Origin of the sequence: Frankia sp. AgKG'84/4 (genome assembly GCF_023242965.2) — a bacterium.
In the GTDB taxonomy this organism is placed as follows: Bacteria; Actinomycetota; Actinomycetes; order Frankiales; family Frankiaceae; genus Frankia.
Map to the genome: position 1 here is coordinate 1 of NZ_JALKFU020000110.1, position 12,010 is coordinate 12,010.

Here is a 12,010-nt window from a genome sequence, read left to right on the forward strand (position 1 = left end):
GGCAGGCACGGCGCCGTCGCCGGCGGGCGCGTCGGAGCGCAGGAGCTCCAGCAGCGCGGGGACGTCGGGGGCGTGCCACAGGTACGCCTGTGCGGTGCGGTGCAGGACGCGCAGGTCGGTACGGTCGCCGGTGTGCTCCTCGAGCACGACGTGAAAGTTCGTCCCGCCGAAGCCCATGGCGGACGCGGCGGCGCGGCGCATCGGCCGGTGCGGGTCGCGGATCCACGGCCGGTTCGCGATGTTGACGTAGAACGGCGCGTCGTTGAAGTCGATGCCACCGTTCGGCTTGTCCACGTTGATCGTCGGCGGCAGCACCTTGTGGTAGAGGCCGAGCGCGAGCTTCATCAGGCTGGCGGCGCCGGCGGCACCCTTGGTGTGGCCGATCTGCGACTTCACGCTGCCCAGCGCCGCGTGGTGGCGCTCGCCGCCGGCGTCGCGCAGCAGGCCACCGAGCGCGTCGAGCTCGGTGCGGTCGCCGACGGCGGTGCCGGTGGCGTGCGCCTCGAACAGCTCGACGGAGTCGGCGGTGCACTCGGCGTCGGCGTAGGCGCGGTCGAGCGCGACCCGCTGGCCCTCGGCGCGCGGGGCGTAGATGCTCTTGAACCGGCCGTCGCTGGACGAGCCGAGGCCGCGGATCACGGCGTAGATGCGGTTGCCGTCCCGTTCGGCGTCAGCGAGACGGCGCAACGCCAGCATGCCGATGCCCTCGCCGAGCAGGGTGCCATCGGCGTCGTCCGAGAAGGGGCTGATCGTGTCGCTCTTCGACAGGGCGGACACCTTCGAGAAGCACATGTAGATGAAGATCGTGTTCTCGGTGTCGACGCCACCGGTGATCATCGTGTCGGCGCGCCCGTCGACGAGCTCGGCGATGGCCAGGCGCACCGCGGACAGCGAGGCGGCGCAGGCCGCGTCGACGGTCGTGTTGAGCCCACCGAGGTCCAGGCGGTTCGCGACCCGGCCGGCAACGACGTTCGCGAGCAGGCCGGGGAAGGAGTTCTCCTCCCACGGCGCGTAGGCGCTGACGTATCGCCGAATGATCTCGTCGGCGTCCTGTTCGGACAGCCCGCAGCTCAGGGCGGCCTCGCGCAGCACCGGGGTGGACAGCCGGGCGGCGAGCGGGTGCATGAGCGGGACGGGTCCGGTGGTGCCCAGCACGACGCCGGTGCGCCCGGCGTCGTACCAGTCCGCGTCGTTGCCCGCGAGGTCGCGGGCGCCGGCGTCACGCAGCAGGTCCCGGGCGACGCCGAGGCTCAGCGTCTGCATGGTGCTGGTGACCTCGAGCTGGTTCGGCGGCATGCCGAACTCCAGCGGGCTGAACTCGACGTCGGGGATGAACGCACCGCGCCGCGCGTAGGTCCGGTCCGGCGCGGTCGGGTCGGCGTCGTAGTAGTCGTCGAGGCTCCACCGCGACGCCGGGACCTCGCTGCTGCAGTCGGCGCCGTCAACGACGTTCTGCCAGTACTCGCGGTGGTTGCGGGCCATCGGGTACAGGCCCGACAGGCCGACGATCGCGATCGGGTTGCGGGCTAGCCGCCTGGAGTCGAGGTCGACGGGCTCGCTCGGGCGCGCGGACTGCGCTGTCTTGGGCACGGTAATCCCTTCTCGGCCGGTGGGGGCCGGCTGGACGGTCCGGATCAGGCAGCCGTCAACCAGGACGTTCGCTCGACGAGCTCCGCCATGTCCTCGGCGAACCGGTGGTGTCCGTCGGTGTTCGGGTGCAGGCCGTCAGCGCTCCACAGCCCGCGGCCGGACCATTCGGCGCCGGCGGCGATGTCGAGGTGCAGCGTTGCGGTGGCCGCGCAGACCTCGCGCAGCACGGTGTTGGCGAAGGTGAAGCGCTCGCGCAGCAGGGCGCGGAACTCCTCGGGCAGCGGGAGGTTCGCGGGGATGTCCGGGTAGCTGGCGGTGAACACGGTCGTGTCCAGGCCCGCCAGCGAACCGAAGATCGTCTCGAGATTGCGGGTGAAGCGGTCCGGCGCCCAGTCCTGCACCATGTCGTTGACGCCGACGACGACGCCGATCAGCGGTGCCTTGCGGGCCAGCGCCTGGCGCAGCTGACGGTCAACGACGTGCTGGGTGGTCGCCTGGTAGACGCCGAGGTTGCGGGTCTCCCGGGGGGAGACCCCCATCCGCCGGGCGAAGCGGCGGGCCCAGCCAATGTACGAGCCGTCGGCCGCGACGTCGCCGCGGCCCTCGACGAAGCTGTCACCGAGAGCGGTGAACCTCACTGTGGGCATTGTTCGCCTCCGTGTCGGGGCCGCGGCGCGACGCGTCTATTCAGCTCTGGGTGAGAATGCGGCGGTCGGCCGGCATGCCGACCTCCTCGTAGAGCTTCTCGAGGTTCGAGGGCGCGAAGAACTCCTCGCCCGGAATGCCACCGGCGATGAGGCCGAAGAACTTCGTGGTGTATTCCGGGCTCATGCTCGTCGCCCGGAAGACGGAGTCGTAGTAAGGAGTGAGGCTGAGTTCCGCGAGGCTGCAGGTGAGTTCGAAGGTACCGTTGCTCTCGGCATCGCGGATCTTGACGTACTCGACGACGGCCTCGTCGATCGAGCGCTCACCGGAAAGACCTTCGTGCAGCTTCTCGGCGAGCACCTCGGTGTACTTCAGGGCGTCGGTGATGCCCCAGCCGGTGAACGGGTCCTTGTGATATCCGGCGTCGCCGACGAGCGCCCAGCCCGGGCCGGCGGAACGGCGGTAGAAGTTGTCCGGGTAGGACATCGCCCGGAAGTTCTCCTCGCGCTTTCCGTTCGCACGGATGTCCGCGCCGAGCGCCGGGTCGATCTGGTCGAAGATCTCCTGGAAGCTGCCGTCGATGTCGGCCCGGAACTCCCGCAACCGATCGCGGCGGCGCATCACGGCGACCAGGTGCTGGTCGTTGTGGGTCGGCCAGACACCGAACTGCTGCGGCTCGGAGCCGGTCCGGTGCTGGAACTCCCAGTCCAGGCCACTGTAGTAGGAGTAGTACACGAAGCAGGCGGCCGGGATCGAGCGGTAGATCTCCGCTCCGACCAGGCCGGCGACCGTGGAGTTGCGGCCGTCGGCGCCAACCACGAAGCGCGCGCTGAACTCCTGCTCGGGGCCGTCTCCGATGCGGCCGCGGATGCCCGCCGCCCGGTCCTCGGAGAAGACCAGGTCGGTGACGGTGAATCCCTCGAGGACCTCGGCGCCGGCCCCCCGGGCCTCATCGACGAGGATCTCATCGAGAACGGTGCGGCGCGGCGAGTAGACCTCGGTGATTCCGTCGATCGGGTCCGCGAAGCCGTTGAGGTAGATATCCGAGTAGGAGAAGTTCAGGTGCCGCATCGGGGGAACTCCGGTCGCCACGAGGCGATCGAGAATTCCCCAGTCCTTGAGCCGGGAGAGGCCAGCCTGGTGAATGTAGTGGGTGGAGACGGTGTCACTGGGGAAGGTGGCGCGGTCCACCACCAGAACCTTGTGCCCGCGCCTTGCGAGCAGCATCGCCAGGGGCGATCCGGCGCAGCGTGCGCCCACCACGATGACGTCGTACATCTGCGGGGTCCTCCCGTTGTCGACCGGCGGGGCCGGCTGCGTACGGTACGGGCTGGGGTTCCTGGTCATGGTGCTGACCGAGGAGATCCATGGTCAACGAATCGGCCGACATCTCATCGGCCGATAAGACCGGGCAATCGAGTGGTCGATATCACTGGTAAATAAATGAGATCGCTTCGGTGAAATCCCGTTCGATGGCCGCGCGACGCAGCTTCATCGACGGGGTCAGATGACCACCGTCGATGGTGAGCTCGGTGTCGAGGACACAGAACTTGCGGATCGACTCCGCCCGGGACACGAGGCTGTTCGCGTCGTCCACGGCGAGCTGGAGCTCGGCGAGCAGCCGGGGGTGCTGCCACCACAGACCGTCCTCGTCGTCCGCGTCGCCCTCGTCGTCCGCCGCGGCGGGCCCGTCCGGGCCGGCGAGCGTGACGCCGTTCGCGGCGGCCCAGGCGGCGAGCGGGACCTGGTCGAGCGTGAACAGCGCCGAGACGAACGACCTGCCCTCCCCGACCACCATGCAGTTGCTCACCAGCGGGTGCAGCCGGATCCGGTCCTCCAGCGGCGTCGGAGCGACGTTCTTGCCGGTGGCGGTCACCAGGATCTCCTTGCGGCGACCGGTAATCACCAGGTAGCCGTCGTCGTCGAGGTGACCGACGTCCCCGGTGCGCAGCCAGGTCTTCTCGGCGGGTCCGGTGGCATCGCGCCCGACGGCGCCGGTGGCCCTCGACCAGTAGCCGGGCGAGACGTTGGCGCCCTGGACAAGCACCTCGCCGTCGTCGGCGATGGCGACCGTCGTGCCCGGGATCGGCCGGCCGACGGTGGCGCGCCGGTTGGTCGAGGGCTGGTTGACCGTGACCGCCGTCGCCGCCTCGGTGAGGCCGTAGCAGTTGAGCACGTTGACGCCGGCACTGGCGAAGAACGCCGCGGTGGTCTCGTCCAGTGACGCCCCGCCCGAGATCACCTGGGTGAGCCGGCCACCGCACACGGCGGCGACCTCGTCGTGCGGCAGGTCCCGCACCCGCTTGCGGATCTTCTCCAGGGCGTAGGGCACGAGCGCGAGGAAGCTCGGCCGGATCGTCACCATCGCCGGGACCAGTTCGGGCACGCCGGGCAGCAGCACCGTGCGGCTGCCGGCGTACAGGCAGGCCAGCAGGATCGTCTGGCCGAAGACGTGGGCGAGCGGCAGGGCGATCGCGGTCGCCGCCTGGGTGCCGTCGGGGGCGGTGCGGAACATCTCGCCGGTGTGCTCAACCGTGTTGGCCGACGAGGCGAACATGTTCCGGTGGGTCAGCACCGCACCCTTCGCCGGACCGGTGGTCCCACTGGTGTAGATGATCATTGCGATGTCGTCCGCCCGGACCTTGGCGGCTCGCTGCGCGAACTCGTCGGCCAGGCGCGCCAGTTCAGCGGCGTCCCGTCCGCCGCCCGCGGCCGCGGCCCAGTCGTCCACCTGGGTCAGCGACCAGGCGGGACGGCGCAGCGTCTCGGCACCGGCGTCGGTGACCAGGCGCACCTGCTCGTCGGACTCCGCGAACGCCCACGCCACCCCGGAGTCGGTGACGGTGTGCCGGACCTGTGTTTCGGACGCCGTCGGATAGACGGGGACGATCACCGCGCCGATCGCCTGCGCCGCGTAGCTGAGCAACGCCCACGAATAGCTCGTGCGGCCCATGATGGCAATCCGGTCGCCCTGCGCCACCCCGAGGGCGAGCAGCTCGGCGCCGACGATCCGGCAGTGCTCCGCCAACGCGCGGCCCGTGATGCTCTGGTGCGCCCCGTCGGGGCCGTCCGTCCGTACCAGTACGATCCGTTCCGGGTGAAGCCGGGCACTGGCCTCGATCACCGACCAGACACCCTGGTCGTCCGGCAGCACCACGGCCCCCGCAGTGGTCGATTTCCGCACGATTGATCACCTTCCCGCGGCAGCGGCGGCGTCGCTTCACCCACATTGCATGGTGCGAAGCGGCGAGGATTCCTGTCCCGAGTTTCCGGTTATCCCGACAACCCGGCAAGGCGATTCAATCCAATGAAATGACCGGTCGGTGTTCCCTATCGCCGGACGCGGGACTCCGGGCCTCGATATGCTGGAATCTGGAATGGCCGGGCCGACTCAATGCACTCCACGAACACGTCCACCAGGGGAGCCGTGTTCGCGGCCCGCCACACGACGTAGAGATCGAGCGTGGGGACGGGGTCGTATAGCTGGACCGGCGTCGGCCGCGGTCCGCCCCCGGCGGATCCAATGTGCAGTCCCCGGGTCGCCGAGGCGAAGCCGACCAGCGGTTTCACGGAGACGACGATGGCGGTGGCGCTCGGGTCGTCCACCTCGTGCGCGACCGACAGCGTGATGCCGCTGGTCTCGGCGGCCGCCTGGATCGCGTCGTACATCGCCGGGCTCTTCTCCCGCGCGAACAGCACGCACTGCTGCCGCGCGAGCTCCCCGAACGGAATACCACCGCGCCCGGCCCAGCTGTGACCGTGGCCCACCACCGCGACCAGGGGCACCCGGAACAGGCGGCGCGAGGCGAATTCCGGGGAGGACGGACGACCGTAGACGATCGCCACGTCCAGTTCGCCGGCGGACAGCGCCGACAGCTGCGGTCCGGTGCGCTGCTCGACCAGCGTCACACTCACGTCGGGATATTCTGCGGACATTTTTGCCAACGCCACGGGAACAACGTGTTGACCACCGGGGAAGTTATAGCCAACACGCACAATCCCGGTCCGGCCCGCCGCGACCTCACGGGCTGTGTGGGTGGCCTTGCGCATCTGCGAGATGATGGTGCGGGCTTCGACCTCGAAGGCCTTTCCGGCCGCGGTGAGCCGGACGTCGTGCGAGGTTCGCGCGACGAGCTCGACCCCGAGGTTGCGTTCCAGCCTTTGGAGCTGCTGGCTCAGCGAGGGCTGGGACAGGTGTAGTCGGGCGGCAGCGCGGCCGAAATGCAGTTCTTCCGCGATTGCCAGAAAGGACACCAGATGCCGCAACTCCATGGCCACCTCCACAGGGGCATCGGGCCTTAGCGTAACCGCGCCAGCTAACCCCCGGTGAACCACACCTTCCCATCGTGGGTCACCGGAGTTGCCAACGACTGCGACACGGCGTGAGCCCGCCCACACCAATGCGTCGCGTCACCACCCCCGTACAGATGCACGACATGCTAGTCAGCGGGTAACCATCCGCACACGTAGTTCCTGGATTCCGCGCACGATCAGGTTCGGTCGGTACGGCGGCGGGTCGGCCAGCGGTACCATCCGCGGCGCCCGCCGGGCCACCGCCCGCAGCAGCAGCTCCACCTCGAGGCGGACCATCGGCGCGCCGATGCAGTAGTGGTGCCCGCGGCCGAACCCGAGGTGGCGCGGCACCCGCGCCGACCGGGCATAACGGGCCAGGTCGAGCCGGTCGGGGTCGGCGTAGACGTCCGCATCCCGGTTCGCCCCCGCCAGCAGGATGATCACGCCGTCGCCCGCGGCGAAGCGCTGCCCGGCGACCTCGGTGTCGCACACCGCCCGACGTGTGGTCAGGTGCGACGGCGTGGAGAACCGCATCAGCTCGTCGACCGCGGGCCCGGCGAGGTCCGGGTCGGCCACCAGCGCGGCGTACTGGTCGGGATAGCGGATCAGGGCGTCGAAGGCGTTCGAGATGAGACTGACCGTGGTCTCATGGCCGGCGACGAGCAGCACGACGAGGGTCGCGAGCATCTCGTCGGCGGAGAGCCGGTCGCCCTCCGCCTCGGCCTGCGCCAGCGCGCTGACGAGGTCGTCGGCCGGCTCGACCAGGCGCCGGGCGGTGAGCTCGGTGAAGTACTCGCGGATCGCGATGGCCGACCGCCGGCGGTTCTCGACCTCCGCCGGGCTGAGCAGGATGTCCGGATCCAGCCCGCGGGCCAGCCCGAACGACCACGACCGCACCGCGGCGTGGTCCGCCGCCGGCACGCCCATCAGCTCGGCGACCATCGTCAGGGGCAGCGGGTAGGCGATCGCCTCGACGAGATCCACCTCGCCCGCCTCGCCGGCCACGATCGCCGCGTCGAGCAGCCCCTCGGCGAGTTCGCGCGCCCGGTGACGCATCGCCTCGATCCGCCGGGCGCTGAACGCCTTGCTGACCAGCCGGCGGATCCGGGTGTGGTCCGGCGGCTCCATCCAGAGGAACGACGTCGGCAGGTCCGAGCCGTCGCTGTCCGGGTGCATCAGGTCGCGTTCCTCGGCGTGGCTCCACACCGGGCTCTGCAGGATCGCGTCGATGTCGCGGTAGCGGGTCACCAGGCGCATGCCGAGCGGGCCGGGGGCGAACGGCCCGGCCTCGCGCAGCACCCGGTAGCTGGGGAAGGTGTCGTGATGCCAGGCGGGATCGAAGATGTTCGCCGCCGCCTGCGCGGGCGTGATCGCCGGCGGGTCGACGGCAATCGCCTCGGTCCCGGCGCCAGGCGCGGGCGCGCCAGGGGTGCTGCCGGTGACGGTGTCCACGACGGGAGTCCTCCAGACTCAGCGGGCCGCAGGGGCCGGCAGGGCTCGGCAGGCGCGCACGAACCGGTCCAGTTCGTCGACGCGGTCCGACGGCGCGTCGACCGCGCGCCGCACCACCCGCACCAGGTGCTCGTACGCCTCGGTGTGGTCGTAACGGGCGGTGTCGGCGATGCGCAGCGCCCAGCGCCAGTAGCCGGCCAGCGTGTCGGCCAGCGGCATGCGGAACGAGGCGAGCGCGTCGCGCATCGGCTCGACCACGGCGTCGCCGTAGCGGTGCAGGTAGAGCTGCACCATGTCGGCCATGAACGTGAAGTGCCGGGCCTCGTCGCGGCTGAGGTGGCCGAGCACCTCGGCGAGCACCGGGTCACCGACGACCGCGCGCAGGTTCTGGTAGTAGATCTGGGTCGCCTTCTCCTGCACGAGCGTGTACGCGAACAGCGCCGCGGGATGTTCGTGCGGCAGTGCGAACTCCTTGCGGCCCTCCACGGCCAGCTCACGCCGCAGCGGCTCGGCCGCCGAGATCCCGGACTCCACCTGGTAGCGGAACAGCGCGCGGGCGTGGCTGTCCTCTTCCTGCGCCCAGCGCACGGTGAAGTGGTAGATCTCCCGGTTGACCAGGAAGGTCTCGACGTCGACGTCGGCGTCCAGCGGGAACCGGTCGCGGTAGACGGCGAAGTAGCCCGGCAGGTGGTCCTCGATGAAGGTGATGAAGCGGACGGCGGAGCGCTGCCCGTCGGTGAGCCGGTTCGCGTCCGCGGCGGCCCAGTCGAAGCCACGCTCGACGTCCCACCGGCGGGTCACCGGCGACGCGGTCATGAAGGCCGTCACGGCCCGGTCGAGGTCGGCGGCGGGCAGCCCGATCGAACGGATGGGGATGGGTCCGGTCGTGGTGGTCATGGCGTCTCCGGAAGGCTCGGGCGGGCGCGATTCAGCGCCCGTTACGGCACACCAGCGCGTAGTGCTTGGTCGTGAACCCCCAGCCGGCGTTCGCGACCTCGAGGTAGCGGGTCAGCTCCGCGGCCATGCCGGGGCGCAGCTCGTCGATGGCGGCGGCCGAGTCGGCGACGCGCACCAGCCAGTCCTCGATGGTGCGGCGGTAGTCCTCGGTGAGGTCCTCGACGTCGTCCACGGAGAAGCCGGCGTCCTCGACCGCGCGCACCAGCTCCGACAGCGGCCGCATGTCGCCCCAGCCGAAGATGGAGTTGCGGACGAACTCGGTGCCGGCGCGCTGGTCGAACTCGTCGCGGGCGGCGCCGTTGCGGAAGCACGTCTCGGACACGTAGTAGCGCCCGCCGCGGCGCAGCATCGACCGGGCCCGGCGCACCGCGAGGTCGACGTCGGGCATGTGCACGATCGAGCCGAGCATCGTCACCGCGTCGAACGAGCGTGCCGGCAGGTCGACGTCCTCGAACCGGCCGACGGCGGTGGTGACCCGGTCAGTCACGTTGAACTCCGCGGCGCGGGCGGCGATGAACTCGTGCTGGCGGCCGGCCGGGCTGATCCCCGTGACCCGGGCGGCGTACTCGCGGGCCATGAACAGGATCAGCGAGCCCCAGCCGCAGCCGACGTCGAGCAGCCGGGCGCCCTCGGTGAGCGCGAGCTCCTCGGCGACCCAGTGCAGCTTGGCGACCTGCGCCTGCGCCAGGGTGATGCCGTCGGTGCGGTAGAGGCCGGCGGAGTACTTGCGCAGCGGGTCGAGAAACAGCCCGAAGATCTCCGGGTCGAGGTCGTAGTGCTGGTTGGTCTCGCCGGGGCGCGTCGCCTCGTCGGCGGTGTCCTCGGCGGCGGTGCCCGCGCTGGTGACGGTGGTGGCGCTCATGCCGCGCGGACCCGCAGCGCGTTGCCCACCACGGCGGACAGGGCGGCGATCGAGGACACGCCGAATACCTCGTCGTCGTCGAGTTCGACGTCCCAGGTCTGCTCGACCTTGGCGACGACCCGCAGCAGGCGCACGGAGTCGGCGCCCTCGATGCCCCGCAGGTCGGTGTCGGGCGTCAGAGCCTCGGCGGGCACGCTGAGCTCAGTGGCGACGATCTCGGTGATCTGACGGACGACGCCGTCGGGGTCGGTGGTCACGCGCTCTCCTGTCGGGTGAATGCGTTGGTGGCGGGAGTGGCGGGAGTGGCGGGAGTGGCGGGAGTGGCCAGGGCCTGGTCGAGGCGGCCAGCCTCCGGGGCGCTCAGCGCGATGCGCTCCCGGGCCGTGCCGAACGGGACGTTGCGGTAGGTCGCGGAGGCAGTCACCACACAGCCGCCCTCGGCGTCGAGGATCTCCGCGGTCGCGCTGGTCAGCGGGCCGCCGGCGGCGGCGCCCAGGCGGGCGACGCAGGTGTACTCGGCGCCGACGGACACCGGCATGACGTAGCGCAGACGCATGCTGACCGTGAAGGCCACCAGGCCGGTGCGCACGACGATCAGGTTGCCCATCGTCTCGTCGGCGACGACGCCGAGCAGGCCGCCGTGCACGACCCCTGGGTAGGACTCGTAGCTGCGGCCGAGCCGGAACGTCGTCGCCAGGCCCTCGGGATGGGCGTCGAAGGCGAGCGCGAGGCCGTGTGGGTTGTGCGGTGAGCAGCCGAAGCAGCGATAGTCGTCCAGCACCGACCAGGGCAGGTCGGGCGCGGGCGCGTCCGTCGCATCGGCGCTCACGCGAGCGCCTCCGCCAGGCGGCGCCGGACCCGGCCGTTGGTGCTCACGTCGAGGCCGGTCAGCGCGGCGAACGCGCGGCGGATGTTGTCCTGCAGCCGGTCCAGCTCGCCCTCGGTGGCGATGCCGGCGAGGAACATGTCGAAGGCGGTGTCGATGGTCTCGTGGTTCTCGACCTCGGCCAGGCCGCTCTTGAACACCCCGACGGGATGCTTGATCCGCTGTTCGGAGGTGTAGACGTAGAGCGTCTCCAGCACCGAGGCCAGCTCGTCGGGGTGCGCGGCGAGGCGCCGACGCGCGTAGTGCACGAACTCCCGGGCGTGCCCGGCCTCGTCCCGGCTGGCCCGGGTCATCAGCCCGCGCAGCACCGGCTCCTCGACCCAGCCGGCGACCGACCGGTAGACGTGGTTGACCGTCAACTCCGAGATGATGTTGGTCGCGAGAGTGGCGCACGGCGTGGTGCCCGGCGCGTACGGCGCGCGCATCGCCTCGACCGGGGCGCTCGGCATGCTCACGCCGACGGCCTCGAGCCAGGTCCGGAAGGCGAAGTGGTGCTGGAGCTCCTCGTAGCCCCAGACGGCCACGAACGCCGAGAAGTCGTAGTCGTCAAACTCGTTGAGGAATCCGTGCTGGGCGGCGATCGAGTTCGCCTCACCCATCACGGCGCTCTTGACCATCGTCACGTACTCGGGGCGCACGAGGTCCGGGTCGATCTCGTCGAACGGGAGGTCCTCAATCGTCCAGCGCTTGCGTTCGTAGTGGCGGAAGACGTCATAGCCGTGCATCGGTTCTCACCTCCGATTTCAGCGGTGCGGCGGGGCGGGTGAGGTCGCGGGCCTCGGCCCGGCGGAACTTGCCGCTGGAGGTTCGCGGCAGCACGTCCGGGGCGACCAGGCGCACGGAGACCTCCGCGAGCCCGAGCGCGGCGCTGATCCCCGCCCGCAGCTCGGTGGCCAGCCGGACCCGTTCGGCGGCGTCGGCCAGGGGGGTCTCGGCGATCACGGTGAGCGTCTCCGCGCCGGACTCGTCGGCGTCGACGACGGCGACGCACCGGCGGCGGTGCACGCCCGGGGCGTCACGAACCAACGCCTCGGCGTCCTCCGGGTAGTAGTTCACCCCACGGATGATGATCATTTCCTTGCGTCGGCCGCTGATGTACAGCTCTCCGCCGGAGAGGAAGCCGAGGTCACCGGTGGGCAGCCAGTCCGCCGCCGCACCGGCGCGGGGCGCCGGCACTCCCCCGGAGCTCAGGTACCCGGCGGTGACGGCGTCGCCGCTGATCTCGATCTCCCCGACGTGCCCGTCCGGCCGGGGACGGCGCTGCTCGTCGACGACGCGCAGCCGCATCCCGCACACCGGCCGGCCGAGCGCGACCAGGCCGCGGG

General features: G+C 70.8%; 12 protein-coding genes. All 12 read right to left on the reverse strand.

Features of this window, described 5'->3' with window-relative positions; translation table 11 throughout:
* Positions 1 to 1,590: beta-ketoacyl synthase N-terminal-like domain-containing protein (locus MXD58_RS09835; protein ID WP_308301933.1), on the reverse strand; the 1,590-nt coding region annotated here is incomplete at its 3' end.
* Positions 1,591 to 1,634: 44 nt separating this feature from the next.
* The gene (locus MXD58_RS09840; RefSeq protein ID WP_248837374.1) at positions 1,635 to 2,237 is read right to left on the reverse strand and encodes an SGNH/GDSL hydrolase family protein; all 603 of its coding nucleotides are present in this window, start codon (positions 2,235 to 2,237) and stop codon (positions 1,635 to 1,637) included.
* Between the two features lie 40 nt (positions 2,238 to 2,277).
* Entirely contained in the window at positions 2,278 to 3,513 is a 1,236-nt protein-coding gene (locus MXD58_RS09845) for an NAD(P)/FAD-dependent oxidoreductase (protein WP_248837373.1), read from the reverse strand.
* Between the two features lie 151 nt (positions 3,514 to 3,664).
* Positions 3,665 to 5,419 (reverse strand): AMP-dependent synthetase/ligase, encoded by a 1,755-nt coding sequence (locus MXD58_RS09850; protein ID WP_248837372.1) that lies wholly within the window; start codon positions 5,417 to 5,419, stop codon positions 3,665 to 3,667.
* 146 nt (positions 5,420 to 5,565) lie between these two features.
* Entirely contained in the window at positions 5,566 to 6,507 is a 942-nt protein-coding gene (locus MXD58_RS09855; protein ID WP_248837371.1) for a LysR family transcriptional regulator, read from the reverse strand.
* A gap of 171 nt (positions 6,508 to 6,678) precedes the next feature.
* Positions 6,679 to 7,980 carry a cytochrome P450 gene (locus MXD58_RS30675; protein ID WP_248837370.1) on the reverse strand — a complete coding sequence of 434 codons (1,302 nt, stop codon included), beginning with the start codon at positions 7,978 to 7,980 and terminating at the stop codon, positions 6,679 to 6,681.
* A gap of 18 nt (positions 7,981 to 7,998) precedes the next feature.
* The gene (locus tag MXD58_RS09865; RefSeq protein WP_248837369.1) at positions 7,999 to 8,877 is read right to left on the reverse strand and encodes an acyl-ACP desaturase; all 879 of its coding nucleotides are present in this window, start codon (positions 8,875 to 8,877) and stop codon (positions 7,999 to 8,001) included.
* Positions 8,878 to 8,908: 31 nt separating this feature from the next.
* Positions 8,909 to 9,799: an SAM-dependent methyltransferase gene (locus MXD58_RS09870; protein ID WP_248837368.1), complete on the reverse strand. Its 891-nt coding sequence runs from the start codon at positions 9,797 to 9,799 to the stop codon at positions 8,909 to 8,911.
* A complete protein-coding gene (locus MXD58_RS09875) occupies positions 9,796 to 10,056 on the reverse strand; it encodes an acyl carrier protein (protein ID WP_248837367.1) in 261 nt (86 codons plus the stop codon). Before MXD58_RS09875 ends, MXD58_RS09870 begins: the two co-directional genes overlap by 4 nt.
* On the reverse strand, positions 10,053 to 10,628 hold the full coding sequence (locus MXD58_RS09880; RefSeq protein WP_248837366.1) for a PaaI family thioesterase: 576 nt from the start codon (positions 10,626 to 10,628) through the stop codon (positions 10,053 to 10,055). Before MXD58_RS09880 ends, MXD58_RS09875 begins: the two co-directional genes overlap by 4 nt.
* A complete protein-coding gene (locus MXD58_RS09885) occupies positions 10,625 to 11,410 on the reverse strand; it encodes a ferritin-like domain-containing protein (protein WP_248837365.1) in 786 nt (261 codons plus the stop codon). Before MXD58_RS09885 ends, MXD58_RS09880 begins: the two co-directional genes overlap by 4 nt.
* A partial coding sequence (locus MXD58_RS09890) for an AMP-binding protein (protein ID WP_250609227.1) occupies positions 11,397 to 12,010 on the reverse strand: 614 nt, incomplete at its 5' end. The genes MXD58_RS09885 and MXD58_RS09890, both read right to left, overlap by 14 nt.